Source organism: Amazonocrinis nigriterrae CENA67 (genome assembly GCF_016056305.1).
GTDB classification, from domain to species: Bacteria; Cyanobacteriota; Cyanobacteriia; order Cyanobacteriales; family Nostocaceae; genus Amazonocrinis; species Amazonocrinis nigriterrae.
In genome coordinates, this window is record NZ_JAECZC010000001.1 from 1 (window position 1) to 15,615 (window position 15,615).

At 42.3% G+C, this 15,615-nt stretch carries 14 protein-coding genes; 5 read left to right on the forward strand and 9 right to left on the reverse strand.

All coding sequences use genetic code 11. The annotated features are described in order from the left end of the window. The first annotated feature begins 92 nt into the window (after positions 1–92). Positions 93–1,199 (forward strand): peptidylprolyl isomerase, encoded by a 1,107-nt coding sequence (locus I8748_RS00005; RefSeq protein ID WP_198122675.1) that lies wholly within the window; start codon positions 93–95, stop codon positions 1,197–1,199. Positions 1,200–1,505: 306 nt separating this feature from the next. Here I8748_RS00005 and I8748_RS00010 read toward each other — a convergent pair whose 3' ends face one another. Continuing rightward, positions 1,506–2,081, reverse strand: coding sequence for a Uma2 family endonuclease (locus I8748_RS00010; RefSeq protein ID WP_198122676.1), 576 nt, complete (start codon positions 2,079–2,081; stop codon positions 1,506–1,508). 353 nt (positions 2,082–2,434) lie between these two features. On the opposite strand from I8748_RS00010, the gene mtnA reads away from it, so the two are divergent. Beyond that, positions 2,435–3,499 carry an S-methyl-5-thioribose-1-phosphate isomerase gene (gene mtnA / locus I8748_RS00015; RefSeq protein WP_198122677.1) on the forward strand — a complete coding sequence of 355 codons (1,065 nt, stop codon included), beginning with the start codon at positions 2,435–2,437 and terminating at the stop codon, positions 3,497–3,499. A gap of 18 nt (positions 3,500–3,517) precedes the next feature. Continuing rightward, the gene (locus I8748_RS00020) at positions 3,518–4,807 is read left to right on the forward strand and encodes a retropepsin-like aspartic protease (protein ID WP_198122678.1); all 1,290 of its coding nucleotides are present in this window, start codon (positions 3,518–3,520) and stop codon (positions 4,805–4,807) included. Here the strand turns inward: I8748_RS00020 and I8748_RS00025 are convergent. The 4 genes from I8748_RS00025 to I8748_RS00040 all read right to left on the reverse strand — a co-directional run bounded on the left by I8748_RS00025 (position 4,770) and on the right by I8748_RS00040 (position 7,147). Continuing rightward, on the reverse strand, positions 4,770–5,891 hold the full coding sequence (locus I8748_RS00025; protein ID WP_198122679.1) for an ABC transporter ATP-binding protein: 1,122 nt from the start codon (positions 5,889–5,891) through the stop codon (positions 4,770–4,772). The genes I8748_RS00020 and I8748_RS00025 overlap by 38 nt on opposite strands. A gap of 60 nt (positions 5,892–5,951) precedes the next feature. Then, positions 5,952–6,110 carry a type II toxin-antitoxin system HicA family toxin gene (locus I8748_RS34830; protein ID WP_318781165.1) on the reverse strand — a complete coding sequence of 53 codons (159 nt, stop codon included), beginning with the start codon at positions 6,108–6,110 and terminating at the stop codon, positions 5,952–5,954. Between the two features lie 67 nt (positions 6,111–6,177). Next, positions 6,178–6,393, reverse strand: a complete 216-nt coding sequence (locus tag I8748_RS00035) for a type II toxin-antitoxin system HicB family antitoxin (RefSeq protein WP_198122680.1) — start codon at positions 6,391–6,393, stop codon at positions 6,178–6,180. A 25-nt stretch (positions 6,394–6,418) separates the two neighbouring features. After that, on the reverse strand, positions 6,419–7,147 hold the full coding sequence (locus I8748_RS00040; protein WP_198122681.1) for a GUN4 domain-containing protein: 729 nt from the start codon (positions 7,145–7,147) through the stop codon (positions 6,419–6,421). A gap of 327 nt (positions 7,148–7,474) precedes the next feature. Here I8748_RS00040 and I8748_RS00045 point away from each other — a divergent pair, with 327 nt between their 5' ends. Beyond that, entirely contained in the window at positions 7,475–8,896 is a 1,422-nt protein-coding gene (locus I8748_RS00045; RefSeq protein ID WP_198122682.1) for an NADP-dependent isocitrate dehydrogenase, read from the forward strand. A 159-nt stretch (positions 8,897–9,055) separates the two neighbouring features. Then, positions 9,056–9,805, forward strand: coding sequence for a superoxide dismutase (locus tag I8748_RS00050; RefSeq protein ID WP_198122683.1), 750 nt, complete (start codon positions 9,056–9,058; stop codon positions 9,803–9,805). 377 nt (positions 9,806–10,182) lie between these two features. Here I8748_RS00050 and I8748_RS00055 read toward each other — a convergent pair whose 3' ends face one another. The 4 genes from I8748_RS00055 to I8748_RS00070 all read right to left on the reverse strand — a co-directional run bounded on the left by I8748_RS00055 (position 10,183) and on the right by I8748_RS00070 (position 15,518). Then, positions 10,183–10,620, reverse strand: a complete 438-nt coding sequence (locus I8748_RS00055) for a hypothetical protein (RefSeq protein ID WP_198122684.1) — start codon at positions 10,618–10,620, stop codon at positions 10,183–10,185. Between the two features lie 234 nt (positions 10,621–10,854). Then, positions 10,855–13,029 carry a GumC family protein gene (locus I8748_RS00060; protein WP_198122685.1) on the reverse strand — a complete coding sequence of 725 codons (2,175 nt, stop codon included), beginning with the start codon at positions 13,027–13,029 and terminating at the stop codon, positions 10,855–10,857. A gap of 163 nt (positions 13,030–13,192) precedes the next feature. Continuing rightward, positions 13,193–14,593: a polysaccharide biosynthesis/export family protein gene (locus I8748_RS00065; RefSeq protein ID WP_198122686.1), complete on the reverse strand. Its 1,401-nt coding sequence runs from the start codon at positions 14,591–14,593 to the stop codon at positions 13,193–13,195. A gap of 181 nt (positions 14,594–14,774) precedes the next feature. Further along, on the reverse strand, positions 14,775–15,518 hold the full coding sequence (locus I8748_RS00070; protein ID WP_198122687.1) for a cyanoexosortase B system-associated protein: 744 nt from the start codon (positions 15,516–15,518) through the stop codon (positions 14,775–14,777). Between the last annotated feature and the right edge of the window lie 97 nt (positions 15,519–15,615).

A 15,615-nucleotide genomic window follows, 5' to 3' on the forward strand; every position in this document is an offset into this window, starting at 1 on the left:
CCCATCTCCCCCGCGCCCCTGCCCCCTCCTGTGGGAAGATGATTGATGGGTTACGCCCAGTCAACAATTTGATGCTGCATTTGAGCCATCTCATGTTTAACTTCTTAAAATCCTGGCTGAAGAACAGCCTAATGGCAATACTGTTGGTGACAATATTTTTAGGCATAAATACAGCTGGCTGGACTCCTGCAAGTCACGCCGCTTTGCCATCTGGAAATGCAATTACTGATGGTAGAGCCTTGTTGCGGTATGCACTCCCAATAGATAATAAGCCAGTGCGGGAACTACAAGCGAGTTTAGAAGACATCTCCAACCAATTGCGGGCGAATAAGCGGTGGGGTGCTGTCTCTAAAGACCTCAGCAAAGCCGCCAAGATTCTCGATAAACCTTCCCAAATCCTAGCAAGTGTTCCTGAAGACCGCCAGTCCCAAGCAGAAGCTTGGATTAATGATTTAAAATCAGGCGTGAATGACTTACAAGAATTGGTGAAAACCAAAGACAAAGGCCAAATTCTCGAAAGCAGAAGCAAACTGCTCAATATCGTTAGCCTCTTGGAAGAGTCGATGGTGAAGGGATTCCCTTATGAAGTTCCTGCTGAGTATAGTAACTTACCTCAACTTAAAGGTCGTGCCACTATCGAAATTAAAACCAACAAAGGTGACTTGAGCGTTGTCGTCGATGGTTACAGCGCTCCTGTCACTGCTGGTAACTTTGTAGATTTGGTGCAACGGGGTTTTTATAATGGCTTAGAGTTCACTCGTTCTGAAGAATCTTACGTGCTGCAAACTGGAGATCCCCCAGGAAAAGAACAAGGCTTTATTGACCCAGCAACAGGCAAATACCGGGGCATTCCTTTAGAAGTCCTCGTAGAAGGCGATAAAAAACCTACATACGGCATTACCCTTGAAGACGCTGGACGTTACCTTGATATGCCAGTTTTGCCCTTCTCCGCCTTTGGTGCTTTAGCAATGGCACGTCCTGAAAGTGAAGTCAATGGAGGTTCATCACAAGTTTTCTTCTTTTTGTTTGAACCAGAACTCACCCCCGCAGGACGAAACTTGTTAGATGGTCGTTATTCTGTTTTCGGTTATTTAATTGAGGGCAAAGAAATTTTGGATAAACTAAAGGCGGGTGACAAAATTGAATCGGCTACTGTCGTTCAGGGAATAGAAAATTTAGTAGAACCGCAAGCAGCATAGTCAATTTTGGATTTTAGATTTTGGAGTTAAGCCAAAATCTAAAATCTATTTCAAGAATGGAACGTAATCGTTTGCAAAAATTATAATTTTTGGTGAACAAAAACGTATTACATCTACTAGGATAGATTTTTTATATCAAGAACCAATACCCGAATTATCAATCATAGGAGCAACGAAGTGGTGTAGTCTATCGTCCCATACAAGGAGAATCGCCAGTACTAGAAATCGTTGCTGTTTGGCGACGTGACAATGTATCGATAATTTTGAAAAATTTTCTAGAAGTAATTGAGAATTTGCTGTAAATTTCTAGGAAGGCAAATCAGCTGCGTTAAATACTTCTGCAACTGCGATCGCTAATTCTGGAAAAGTCCGTGATACGATTTGCTGCTTGGCAGTAAAAACTGTTTCTTCGTATAATCCTTCTTCCAGCAATAACACTGAAATCATTGCTTGCAGTGGGTCTACAATCCAATATTCAGGAACCTCTAACGCTGCATATTCAGATCGCTTCTTGCGATAGTCCCGTTTCACCGACTCTGGACTGACCACTTCTACAATCAACAAGGGGGGTGACTGAAATACTGCTGAAGCATTGATCAATTCTCTTGCTTGCTCCAGCGTCACTACAGACAAGTCAGTCAACCTAGATTTATTGATACCAGTTCTCACCCCAGTTTCCCGAAAACACAGCCAAGGAGAGCCTAACCGCTTGATTTCTGCTCTCAAGGAATTGTCTAAGAAATCAACAATCAAAAAATGTTGAATAGTAGGTGGGTTCATTAGCTCTAATCTGCCATCCACCAATTCGTAATGAAAACCGTTATCATCATCATAAGTTAAATATTCTTCAAAGGTAATACTGGTTACAGGTATTGTTACCATCCTAACTGTCTCCTGGACGATACCTTTATCCTAACTTTAAGAAGTGCTGAGTTAACAGTAACGTGAGTTCGATGAACCTCTTTCCCCCCAACCCCACTATCGTGGGGGCCCCTAAGCCTCCCGACCTCCCTCGCCTTTTAGGCTATGGTGTACACACAAGTGATTAAATCACCCATTATCTTGTTTTGTAGCGTGTGTTGTCGCATAGCGCAACGCACCACCATCATTGATTTTCGGTGCGTTAGGACTAACGTCCATAACGCACCCTACCATAATTAAAGTCTGTCGCACAGAGAGTGAGGAAGGAAAAGTTAAGATTTATTTGATAAATTGTCTAACAAGTATCTGTTTTTATGACGCCTTCTACAAACCAGGTTTACCCAGTTATTTGGCATAACAACTCGGTATCACTAATTGATCAAACCCGCTTACCAAATGAATATACTTTTGTAGCAATTCACCGCAGTGAAGATATGGCGCAAGCAATTAAAACTATGATTGTGCGTGGTGCGCCTGCTATTGGTATTGCTGCGGCATACGGATTGTATCTTGGGGCAAGAGAAATTGAGACAAGCGATCGCCAGGAATTTCTCACTCATTTAGAAAAAGTCGCTCAGTTGTTACGTTCTACTCGTCCAACGGCGGTAAATTTATTTTGGGCAATTGGGCGAATGCTAAAAACTGCCCACGAAAGCTTAGGAACAGTGGCAGAAATCAAAGAAATTCTGTTTGAGACGGCTGAAGCAATCAATCATGAAGATTTGCAAACTTGTCAAATGATTGGTGATCATGGTTTGACAGTGTTACCTAGTACTCCTGAAAAGCTGACGTTGCTTACCCACTGTAATGCTGGGGCTTTAGCTACTGCTGGATACGGTACAGCTTTGGGTGTTGTGCGTTCCGCTTGGAGAGAAAATCGTTTAGCGCGGGTTTTTGCTGATGAAACTCGTCCCCGCTTACAAGGTGCAAAACTGACGACTTGGGAATGTGTACAAGAAGGGATTCCAGTAACTTTAATTACTGATAATATGGCAGCCCATTGTATGCAGCAAGGTTTGATTCATGCTGTAGTTGTCGGTGCTGATAGAATTGCTGCCAATGGCGACACCGCGAATAAAATTGGTACTTATAGTGTAGCGATCGCAGCTAAAGCACACAATATTCCTTTTTTCGTCGCTGCACCCCTTTCTACTGTTGATTTTGAGTTATCTGATGGTAGCCAAATTCCCATTGAGGAACGTAACCCAGAGGAAATTTACCAAGTTGGCGACACTATCTTGACGCCATCAGGTGTTGAATTTTACAACCCTGCTTTTGATGTCACCCCAGCAGAGTTAATTACAGCCATCATCACAGAAAAAGGAGCCTTTGCACCTGGGAATTTAGCTAAATACCAGTTACAACAGTATGTTAGCTAACAATCATCAATAATTCTTATGCAAACTGCAATTAAAACTCGGTGGCTACAATATCAACTGCAAAAAAATCAAAAGCCTCACCGACGTAATAGTCTACTGCCTAAAATTTTAATTGCAGGTATTTATTTTAATAGTTTTTTCTCTTTTGTACTGACACCTGCTGTTGGGCAAATTCCCCACAAGCCAGCTATACCTTCTCAACCAAAGTCAAGCCAACTTGGTCAACAGCTTCTAGAACAAGTATTACAATGCACTCAGAGCAAATTGCTTAACCAACAAACACTCAATCAAACAGAATCCGAGGCTGTCACCACAAAATGTGCTTTACAAATAGTAGCATTAGCGCCAGATGGCAGCTTTCGCCCTGATGCTATTGCCCGCATGAGTGCCTTTATAGAAGCATCTGGTATCCAACTTCCTCAACGCATTGCCAAAGGGCAAGCTAATGTCAAACTTGACTTGATTGCAAATAGCTCATCTTTTACTATTCCTGTCCGCATTGGCAGACAAACTTATACTTTTCTCATAGATACTGGTAGTGGTCATACAGTCATCAATGCTGAAATAGCCAAACAATTAAAACTTGAAAGTACGCCTCTACCATCTGGACTTTTAGAAAATAAACCAGTTATTGGTAATAACCTGAAAAACTTACAAACTAGCGCCTATATTTTACCTACCATATCTGTAAACTCTGCAAGTGTTTCCGGTCTTTATGCTTTAGGACTACCTGCACAGTCATTTCCTGAGAATGTATCTGGAGTTTTAGGGCTGGATTTTTTAAGTAATTTTGATGTTGTACTCAATCCTCAAAAGCGACAATTACAACTTTTACCACCTTCTCAACCTGTGGCTAATGCCATTCCTTTAAAGGGAAATTTTGGTATTATGACTGCCCAAGTTTATATTAATGATCAAGGCCCTTTTAGTTTTGCCATTGATACAGGAGCCTATACAATGATGGTTTCTAAACCATTAGCTCAAAAGCTTGGAATTGACGAACCCAAAGCAGAGAAAACAGCAATTTTTGGGTTTGGTGGCACTGAAGTAGTGAAAAAAGCTAAGTTAAATCAAATCAAAATTCAGCAACGCCAAGCCACAAACCTGGATGCCATAATTCTAGAGCAAAGTAAAATTTTAAACCTTCCGGGAATAGAAGGCATTATTGGACAAAATTTCCTCAACAAATACCAACAATATTGGCGCTTTAGCAAACCAAATGCAATAGGAATTGTTGAGTCTGGAAGTTTGTTTTTAACACCTTTATCTCCTAATTATTCGCCTGGGGATATAACCTATCTCCGGTGACAGAATCAAATACAAACAGATGATTTAAATCAAGTTGGAGAGACAGGCGATCGCCTAGACGCAGACGCACATCGCCACCAACTTGAACATTCACCAGCACCGAAGAACCAGGTAAACCAGTACGAATCAAAGTTTCTCTCCCCAGAGGTTCTACTACCTTCACATCAACCACCAACTCTCCTAACTCTCCCTCTCCGTGTTCTCTGTACCTGTGCGGTTCGTTAATATAAATATTTTCTGGTCTAATGCCCAAATCAACATTTTGTCCCTGCGGCAAATGCACAGACTTCGCCACATTTGCTGGAATTGCTAATAACTGTCCATTGACATCAAAAGCATTATTCTTATAAATTGCAGGCAAAATATTCATTGGTGGACTACCTAAAAAAGTTGCCACCATTTCATTAGCAGGATGCGCGTAAATAGTTTGAGGATCGCCGATTTGTTGAATCCGCCCCCGATTTAGCACCACAATTTTATCAGCCAAAGTCATCGCTTCCACTTGATCGTGGGTGACATAAATAGTTGTAATGCCTAATTGATGATGTAGCTGTTTCAATTCTGCCCTGGTGTCATCCCGCAATTGGGCGTCTAAATTAGACAAAGGTTCATCTAATAAAAAAACTTGTGGTTCGCGGGCGATCGCTCTTCCTAATGCTACCCGTTGTTGCTGTCCCCCAGAGAGTTGTTTGGGTTTGCGATCCAACAGATGTTCTAGAGAAAGCGATCGCGCTACATTCACTACTCGTTCTTGAATGATTCTTTGGTCAACTTTCCGCATCTGTAAACCAAAAGCTATGTTTTGCGCCACCGTCATGTGAGGATAAAGGGCGTAGTTTTGGAACACCATCGCCACATCCCTTTGCCTTGCTGGCACATTGTTGACCAATTGTTCACCAATAAAGAGTTTGCCAGATGTGGCAGTTTCTAAACCGGCGATCGTGCGTAAAATTGTCGATTTACCACAACCGGAAGGCCCGACCAAAACCCAAAACTCGCCATCGGGAATTTCAAAGGTAATATCCTCGATGGCAGTGACATTGTTAAACCGGCGTTTAATATCTTCTAGACGAACTTTAGCCATTATCTAATTTGAGATTTGAGATTGTCGATTTAGGATTAGTAGGAAATTCCCCTAAGAGTTTTATTCCAGCAATGCAATGAACTCTTCTCTTGTCAGTTCAGCATCGCGTAGTATCTTACGTAATAATCCTTTACCAATAGTTTTACCAGCATGAACAGGAATAGTTACTAAGCATCCATCCTCATGTTGCATTTGCACATGACTACCTTTTTGACGCACCGCCTGAAATCCTTTTTTTTCAAACTGCTAATAACTACTTCTCCTGTTAAAACTGGTAGCTTTGGCATTAAATTACTACCCTTTGAATTCCTACAAACTCAGGTATTTTTTCCTGATTCTGTTCTAAACAAAGTTCAATTACTTCCTTGATATTCGCTATCAATTCATCAATTGTTTCTCCTTGGCTGTAACAGGCTTGTAACTGAGGAACTTCTCCAACATAATAACCATCTTCATCTCGTTCAATGATGACGTAAAATTCTCGTTGGTTAGCATTGATCATAATTTGTCTTTACCTAGAATCACAATTATTTTGCTGTACTAGTAGACCAAGCAGGATGAGATAGTAAAGAAGCAATTACTCGCACGCCGCGTAGTTGATTAGATAACGGTAAGTGACCTTTGGGAGCGCTCAAATCCCAGGTAAACTCATTAGGATATCGTGTCCAATTATTGCCTTTTTTCCAGGCAATTTTCGGCCAGAAATTGTCCCAATTTTTCCCTAAACTCAACCAAATTTCTCTCTGTACAGAAAAGCCAAATTTACCCTCAGAGTGGACTAACCATAGGTTGTTAATAGTTTGCAAGTCCGCAGCCGGGAAATTTTCTACCTCAGTAAAATACAACCATTTTCTTTGTACAGCTGTTGGCCCCGCTAGCTCACACATTTTTTGTATAGTCATGCGATCGGCTGCTTGGAAGTCCTGGGCAGCAAGTAGCTGTTGCAAAGGATTGTAATTAATCCCAGACTCTGATTTTAGAGGTACAATTCCTTCAGGAAAACTGGTTTGGAGAAATTCTCTAGCCAAAGGTGCGTCAGAGTTATAGAGGACTTGGTAGGCTTTACCATCGACCCAAGTTGCTGGATTGTCACGTCGTTTCAGTAAAAATTCCATCAACACCTCTAGTCCCTCATTACCCAAGTCAGCCAACTGTGGGATGATTTGTTGTTGGACTTGAAGAGACCCAGCGATTAACTGGAGGCGGAGAGAGTCGATGTCATTCGCAGGGCCTGATAAAATCATTGGGTCTGTCATGCCATTACTCGTGTTAGCGTCAGCGTGAGAAAGCGATCAGCTATCGGGCATTCTTTTTTTGCGAAGCACTGATAGCGAAAAGTAGTTTACTATTTTTGATCGTACAAAAATTGCGATCGCTTAACCCAATCCCATACTTTAGCCCCAAATAATGTACAACGGGGAATAGGGGGAAAATCTGCTTTATAGGGAATGGGGAATGGAAAGATGAGGGAGATGGGGGAGATGAGGGAGAAATAACTAATGCCCAATGCCCCATACCCCATGCCCAATGCCCAATTCCCAATTCCCAATTCCAACGGCGTATCATTCAGGAGTATGTAAATTATGTACGACAAGATTACCCCCCCGACAACCGGAGCAAAAATCACCTTTAAAAATGGTGAACCGATTGTGCCAGACAATCCAATTATCCCCTTTATTCGGGGTGACGGCACAGGTATAGATATTTGGCCTGCGGCTCAAAAAGTGCTAGATGCTGCGGTAGCAAAGGCATACAAGGGCCAACGTCAAATTAGTTGGTTCAAGGTTTATGCTGGGGATGAGGCATGTGAATTATACGGTACTTATCAGTATTTACCTGAAGATACTCTGACGGCAATTCAAGAATATGGTGTGGCAATTAAAGGGCCTTTAACTACTCCTGTTGGTGGTGGTATTCGTTCTTTAAATGTGGCGCTACGGCAAATTTTTGACCTCTACGCTTGCGTGCGTCCTTGCCGCTACTATGCAGGTACGCCCTCACCTCACAAAAATCCTGAAAAGCTGGATGTAATTGTTTATCGGGAAAATACAGAAGATATTTATTTGGGTATTGAGTGGCGTCAAGGTAGTGAAATTGGCGATCGCTTAATTAAAATCCTCAACGAAGAACTAATCCCCGCCACACCAGAACATGGTAAAAAGCAAATCCCCCTGGATGCTGGAATTGGCATCAAACCCATCAGTAAAAAGGGTTCCCAGCGTTTAGTGCGACGTGCCATCAAACACGCCCTACAACTCCCCAAACACAAGCAACAGGTGACTTTGGTGCATAAAGGCAACATCATGAAGTACACCGAAGGGGCTTTCCGCGATTGGGGTTACGAACTAGCAACTACAGAGTTTCGTGAACAAACAGTTACTGAACGGGAATCTTGGATTTTAAGTAATAAAGAGAAAAATCCTAATATTTCCTTAGAAGAAAATGCCCGTCAAATTGATCCAGGTTTTGATGCTTTAACCGCAGACAAACAAGCGCAAATTGTCAAGGAGGTCGAAAACGTTCTTAACTCAATCTGGTCAACCCACGGCAATGGCCAATGGAAAGATAAAGTTTTAGTGAATGACCGGATTGCTGACAGTATTTTTCAACAAATCCAAACCAGACCAGATGAGTATTCGATTCTAGCCACAATGAACTTGAACGGTGATTACTTGTCTGATGCCGCCGCTGCCATAGTTGGTGGGTTGGGAATGGGGCCAGGGGCGAATATTGGCGATGCCTGTGCCATATTTGAAGCTACCCACGGCACTGCACCGAAACACGCTGGCTTAGACAGAATTAATCCTGGTTCAGTGATTTTATCTGGTGTGATGATGCTGGAGTATTTGGGTTGGCAAGAAGCCGCAGATCTGATTAAGAAAGGTTTAGGAGATGCGATCGCTAATAGACAAGTCACTTACGATTTAGCCAGATTGCTAGAACCACCAGTAGAACCCTTAAAATGTTCTGAATTTGCCGAAGCAATTATTCAGCATTTTGGGTAATAAGGTATTGGGGATTAGAGATTAGGGATTAGGTATTGGGAAACTCTTTCCTAGTCCCCAGTTTCCAGTCCCCAGTCCCCACTCCCCAATTTTTTGTAGCCAGAATCTCAGAAAATAAAAACTGTCCACAAATTTTATGGATTCGCTGCAAAAAATTTTATGACTATTAATCGACGCCATTTCTTGTTTTTACTCGGTGCAGGTGTAGGCACTTTTACATTAGATGCTTGTGCTTTAGCAGGAACTCCTAGGGGAAATTCTACATCTGCTAGCACAACACCAGCTACAACAGGAGCAATCAAATTACCACCTTTGCCGTATCCTTACAACGCACTCAAGCCATACATTGATGATAGAACTATGGAGTTCCATCACGATAAACACCATGCAACTTATGTAAAAAACCTGAATGCAGCATTAGACAAACATCCAGAACTCAAAAGTAAAACTGTTGAAGAATTGTTAAAAAATCTTAATAGTGTCCCAGAAGATATTCGCAAATCAGTAAGAAATAATGGTGGCGGACATGTCAACCACTCGATGTTCTGGAAAATTATGAAGCCGAAAGGTGGCGGAGATCCCACAGGAGCGATCGCATCAGCAATTAATGAAAATTTTGGTAATTTTGTAGATTTCAAAAAACAGTTTAACGAAGCTGGTGCTGGTCATTTTGGTAGTGGTTGGGTTTGGCTTGTCCGCAACAAAGATGGCAAGCTGGAGGTAACGACTACCGCCAACCAAGATAGTCCTCTCAGTGAAGGCAAATACCCCATTTTTGGCAATGATGTATGGGAACATGCCTATTATCTGAAATATCAAAACCGCCGTGCTGATTACTTAGATGCTTGGTGGAATGTCCTTAACTGGGATGAAATTAACAAACGGTTTGCAGATGCAAGTAATGCGTAATTCGTAATTACAGAAATTTTCAGGTTAATGAACCACATTTTTTTGCCTCACGCAAAGGCGCAAAGGCTCAAACAAAATACAAGAGTGTGGTCTAAATAAATGAGAATTGCTGTAAGAAAGCCAGATTAAATCTGGCTTTCACGTGAGTTATATTAACTTTAAACGCTGAAATCTTTGACCAGCCTATTGTTTGGTAAATAGCTGTTCATAAAAATACTCTTTGCCTATTGAGAATAAAATCAGTAACTCCTGAATCAGTTAATTATTGACTTTCTTCTCAACTAATTGAGGAGAGTTGTTTCGGTCTTGGCTGAAATAATCCTTTATCTATCAGACTTATAGCCTCTAAAATGCGTTGAACTCACGTTAAAGAAAAGTTATTTTAACTGCAACTTGACGGGATGAGTAATCACGCGCTCACCATTATCAATTGCATAGTATGAAGAATTTTTGATGGTGTATTGCTCAAAAATGTTGTCAATTAAAACTGAGCTACCATGCTTAAAAAGATGACGTGCAAGGTTATCGATAACTGTTTCACCTTCCATAATCATTCCGCCAATAATAGTTAGTCCAAATGGTGCAAGAACGTCTTTACAAAAACGTAGTGCCTGATCTGCTTTCTGATTGTTTGGCAATAGTTTGAAGTTACCATACTCACCATTATTGAAGCGCATAGAGAAAATTTGGACATATCCGCTGTCATCATAGAAAGCTTCATTAGCCTTCACATTCATATTGATTTTTTGACCATTACCAAGAGTAACAGGCAAGACAATATTATTGGAATTAGTCCAAAGTTGAATCTGAGCCATAAAGACGAATTTCCCTCTGCTTACATCGTCTTTTAAAACCACACTCAAACTATACAATATTCCGGAAATGCGATCGCTGGATGCTAGAAATGGCTGAAATAACCAAATTATGGATAGTACTTATGTACGATGCGTAAGTCCTAGTCATGAAGAGATTTCTTGCAAAAGTCGTTTTTTTCGCGTTATTCTTAGCGCCTTTGCGTCTTTGCGTGAGGTAAAAAATAGTCCACCTATCTAGTTGTTGTTAAAACTACTAGAAACTTCTTCTGCATCTTGTCTAATTTCAGATTCTCTCACGGATGAAGCAACTGCTGGCTGAGGTGCGGCTACAACAATATCAGCACCATTGATAATCACTCCTAACAGCCCTAATTCAGATTCAACTAATTGATCAATAGCTTCACCTAACATATTTTCTTGTGTATAGTTTGGTCGGGCGACTAAAACTATGCCATCACTATAGGGTTGAATTAACAACGCATCATTAGATAAACTGAGGGGATGAGTATCTAATATGACTACATCATAGCGTTCACGAACATCCTCTATCAGCCGTCGCATTTCGCTTGATTCTAAAATAGCAGCGGATTGCCGCACAGGGCCTGGGCTGGGAATAATGTATAAATTTTCTACATCCGGAACTAGGCGGACACATTCACTTAACCTGGCGTAATAGCGCAGGGGTTCGATGGTCGCATCGGGGTCAGGAGCAACTTTCAACGATGAAGAGCGGGAGGGCGATCGCAAATCTGTTTCGATAATTAAAGTTCTTTTGCCAGCACGGGCGCAAGCTACACCCAAGTTATAAGCACTTGTTGTCTTGCCTTCTTGAGTGCCAGTGCTAGTAATCAACAGCACTTTTAAGTTATTACCACCAAGGCGGCGTAAATTACTGCGGAATTTTTCATAAAACTCTAAATAAACAGAATCCAGGGAAAATAACACTGGCAGTGCTTCTTTATCTAAATCATCCACTGGCATCAAAGGTATTTCTCCCAGCAGGGCAACTTCTCGTTGCTTGAGACTGTCGCGGATATCTTCTTTGGTTTTGAAAGTACCTTCCAGCGACCCCAATAAAAATATGACACCACCACCAACTACTAATCCTAGGAAACTACCAACGCCCAAGGTGACAGGCACGCTCTTCGCTGGTTTGGCATCACTAATCACAGTGGGAACTCTGGCAATGCTGAGACTACTAACGGTTTCGGCCTCCGCTGTTTGAGCATCGGTTAGCTTTGCTTGCATTTGGTCATAAACAGCTTTTTTAAGTCCTACCTCCTGTTCTAGGCGCGATCGCTCTAATTGCTTGTTAGGTATTTGAGAATACTCATACCGCAGCCGTGCTTCTTCACGAATTTGCTCAGCTAATTGTTGTTTGAGCGTTTCTTGCTGAGTTTGCAAAGCTACCATCTGGTTTGCCAACTGCTGTCTGGCTGGATCTAAGTTGCTTTGGGCGCGAATACCCGTTACATCTCCAGCTAGAGGGGCCGTTGAACCAATACCACCCACCACCTCAGCAGCACGTTGTCGCAGTAATTCTTCATTAGCTTCTTTCTGACGCTGCAACTGAATCATCGTTGGGTGTTCGGGACGCAAATCTTTACGCAGCAAAGAAATTTGCGCCTCATTTTGGTAGATTTGCGATCGCAATTCGGCCAAAATGGGATCAGCACTCAAAGCAGAAGAAACATAAGCTTGCTGGACATTTAAGCCCAATTTACTTTGTAAACTACGAATTTGGGCATCAATTCCAGTAATAGTTAATTGAATTTGTCGTTGCTGAGCTTGGCTAGCAGTCACTGCACCCAGTAGGCTACCATTTTCAGCTGCCAATATAGCAGGTCGTTGAATGCGATCGTACTGTTCTAGCTTCTTTTCTGCTGCTTGCAGTTCTGACTTAGCCTGTGGTAAACGTTCATTAATTTTTTGAATAATTGCTCTTAATCGCCCTGTATTGATATCACCACTCAACTTGATCATCGCTTGCATCAATTCCTGCAATACCTCTTGGGCACGCTTCGGGTCAGAATCTTTATATTTGAGATCAATAATTGTGGATGCTGTTTCTCCTGGTTTAGCTTTTTCCGGCAGTTTCAGAGCGACATTTGTACCAATGGTTTTTGGTTTAACATTGAGCTTTGCTGCTACAGGCTCGATAATTCCGTCTGATAGCAAAATTTGCTCGCTCAATTCTTGCCCTTGTTGCTGAATTTCGCTACCTGTTGTCGAGAAAGAAACGGGTGGACGATTGTAGGTGAGTGCGCCATCAGCGACGTAGTTAGCTGGTGGTTCCGGCTGTACAGCCACTATCGTTGACCCAGCTACAACTAAACCAAAACTGGCTAATCCAATCCACTTGTACTTTTCAAAAGCAATGAGATAGCGCTTAACAATTGGTGGGGTCATGGCAGAGGCATATATAAAAAGTTGTCAGTTGTTAGTTGTTAGTTGTCAGTTGTCAGTCGTTAGTTGTTATTTCTCCCTCATCTCCCTCATCTCCCTCATCTCCCTCATCTCCCCTGCTCCCCTGTCCCCCTCCTCCTACCAAAAACTCAAGATACTAAATCAACTAATTTGAACCGCCGAATATGTCAAAGAAACGAATAAAGCTTTGGACATCAAAGAAAGGTCGGGTAATGGTGCTAAACAGAGTAGTAATTCTCGTGATTAGGTTGCGACCAACTACAATAACATCATTGTCTTGAAGTGGCACATTTTGAGCCACATCACCTGCAAGAGCCTTTTTCGCATCGAGTTTCTGGGTAATTGCTCTACCTCGTTCTGGATCGAAGCGAACTAGAGCAATATCTCGGAGGTTAGCAGAATCTAGATTAATTCCTCCCAAAGCATCTACAAAAGTACTACCATTGGGCAGCGTTTGAACCACAATTCCTCCAGCAGCGTAGTTTAAAACCCGGACTCGAATCTGTGGTATGGCTAAGGATGAACGTGCTACTAAATTGCGGTCATAACTGTCGTCAGTGCCGACTTCACGGCGTGGCACAACTATGGCATCGCCGTCTTGCAGGCGTAAAGTAGGCTGGGAATCACCATTTTGCAATGCTGCATACAAATCAAGATTTTGTGAAATCACAGAACCATCGATTAATTTCCGCCGCACTTGCACTTGCCGCAAATCTGCGGTCATTGTAGAACCACCAGCTGTCAACAAAGCATCAGCGACTCTGGGTGTTGCTGAGGAAATGCCATAAATTCCTGGGCGATATACTTCGCCGGTAATGGTCACTTGAACTGGGCGTGGCGATACTAGTGATACTGCCAACAGCGGATCGACCTCAATCTTACTTAAACTCAAGCGAATTTTTTCTTGTGCTTCTTCCAAACTCAGGCCTTTTATGGAAACCGTTCCCACTCGCGGTACGACAATATTGCCTTCTGGATTAATTTGGGCTTGAAAACTCAAATCTGGACGCTGCCCTGTTAAAGATAATACTACTATAGGATTAACTACATACTTATTGAGTAAGAAGCGAATTTTTTCTTGTGCTTCTTGCAAAGTTAAACCTTGTAGCGGCACTGTACCGAGTAGTGGGACAGTAACGTTACCTTCTGGATTGATTGAGGCTTGAAAACTTAAATCTGGGAAGCGTTGAACCACAACGCTGATGATATCTCCTGGCCCTAAACGGTAAGCACCAGGAGGACGTTGAAAGACAACGTTAATTACATCTCCTGGGCCTAAAAGGTAGCGGGTGAATTGAGGAGATTCGTTATTTGCATTGGGAGGTACAACTTCGGTACCTGGTGGCGGTGAGGGGAATTGGGTTGGCGATCGCTCTGTTACGGGATTGGGCGGAAGTGAAGCAGGTTGCTGTGGCGAATTTATCAGAGATGGTAAAGGCTGAGCAACAACAGTTTGGGCAGTAGTTGTTAAGAAAACACCTACTTGAAAGCTGACAAAACACAGGGCGGTAAATACACGCGTATGAGAATTGGAAACTATAAACATTGATGTCGCCAAGCTGAATTCAGAATTTAACCCGCGAAGTCGTTATTTTACTCTGGAAGTATCTTAATTGTCTGCTTTTGTTGTGCCGCTTTTAACTTCGCACTTCATACTGTAGTTCACTTCCAGCCCTGAGAACATTTTTGCGATCGCTGTTGATATTTTGAGTATTTTCCTATATTTTCTAACTCCCTGATGAATTGCTTGATAAAGGCCCTGTCATCAATGTCGCTTGTACTGTTTCACCAAGAGATTGGGCTAAAGGCCAAACAGTTTCCACCTGGCCTAAAGGTTCCATAGGAATCAGAATACTCACGGCTACCCAAGGAGTACGACGCTGACGCCATTGTGAGAGTTGATCTGCTAAAAACCAGCGTATAGGTGATGTATATCCGCCGTTTGGCAGAGCATACCACTGCAACACAGCAAAGGTTTCCTGTTTTGTGGAGGCGCGAAAAAATCTAGCTTCTACTTCGGTTTGAGCGTTTGACCCCGACTTTAATGGCTGTTTGACAGTGAATTTTGCAGAGCGTTCTTGAGCTATGTCCCATTTACTCCAGCGAGACCTTCCCCAACCATTAATCTCAGTCCACTCTACTTCTGGTTGATCCATTGGCCCGTTTTGCGGCAGCAAAAGCAGTATAGCTTGGGTTTGTGAATCTGCTTTTTTAACAATTTGTAACGACCATTTGTGTTCGCCAACTTGTTGTTCTGCTTGTTCAACAGTTTGCCAACCAGGAAGGGTTAACCCAGTCTTACGGATCTGTCTCAATTCCTTGAGGCTAGCCACAGGAGGCGGCTGTTTCCATTTCCACTGTCCTGTCAGGTATCCAGAACCCCCCCCTAACCCTAACAGCAGTAGTAACAATAAAAGCGCTACTACATGAGTTAATTGCTTTTCCTTGAAAAATTTAGATAAGGAAACCATTAGTAAATTTTGCAGTATCTACGCAAATTTTACTTTAAAAAATCACACCATGAGTTCAGTAATATCGACAATCTACCCTCATCTTTGAGCAGGGGGG

Bases quoted from the DNA above. Each gene is read 5' to 3' on its own strand.
- I8748_RS00005 (WP_198122675.1), top strand. From the start codon at position 93: ATGTTTAACTTCTTAAAATCCTGGCTGAAGAACAGCCTAATGGCAATA.
- I8748_RS00010 (WP_198122676.1), bottom strand. From the start codon at position 2,081: ATGGTAACAATACCTGTAACCAGTATTACCTTTGAAGAATATTTAACT.
- mtnA (WP_198122677.1), top strand. From the start codon at position 2,435: ATGACGCCTTCTACAAACCAGGTTTACCCAGTTATTTGGCATAACAAC.
- I8748_RS00020 (WP_198122678.1), top strand. From the start codon at position 3,518: ATGCAAACTGCAATTAAAACTCGGTGGCTACAATATCAACTGCAAAAA.
- I8748_RS00025 (WP_198122679.1), bottom strand. From the start codon at position 5,891: ATGGCTAAAGTTCGTCTAGAAGATATTAAACGCCGGTTTAACAATGTC.
- I8748_RS00035 (WP_198122680.1), bottom strand. From the start codon at position 6,393: ATGATCAATGCTAACCAACGAGAATTTTACGTCATCATTGAACGAGAT.
- I8748_RS00040 (WP_198122681.1), bottom strand. From the start codon at position 7,147: ATGACAGACCCAATGATTTTATCAGGCCCTGCGAATGACATCGACTCT.
- I8748_RS00045 (WP_198122682.1), top strand. From the start codon at position 7,475: ATGTACGACAAGATTACCCCCCCGACAACCGGAGCAAAAATCACCTTT.
- I8748_RS00050 (WP_198122683.1), top strand. From the start codon at position 9,056: ATGACTATTAATCGACGCCATTTCTTGTTTTTACTCGGTGCAGGTGTA.
- I8748_RS00055 (WP_198122684.1), bottom strand. From the start codon at position 10,620: ATGGCTCAGATTCAACTTTGGACTAATTCCAATAATATTGTCTTGCCT.
- I8748_RS00060 (WP_198122685.1), bottom strand. From the start codon at position 13,029: ATGACCCCACCAATTGTTAAGCGCTATCTCATTGCTTTTGAAAAGTAC.
- I8748_RS00065 (WP_198122686.1), bottom strand. From the start codon at position 14,593: ATGTTTATAGTTTCCAATTCTCATACGCGTGTATTTACCGCCCTGTGT.
- I8748_RS00070 (WP_198122687.1), bottom strand. From the start codon at position 15,518: ATGGTTTCCTTATCTAAATTTTTCAAGGAAAAGCAATTAACTCATGTA.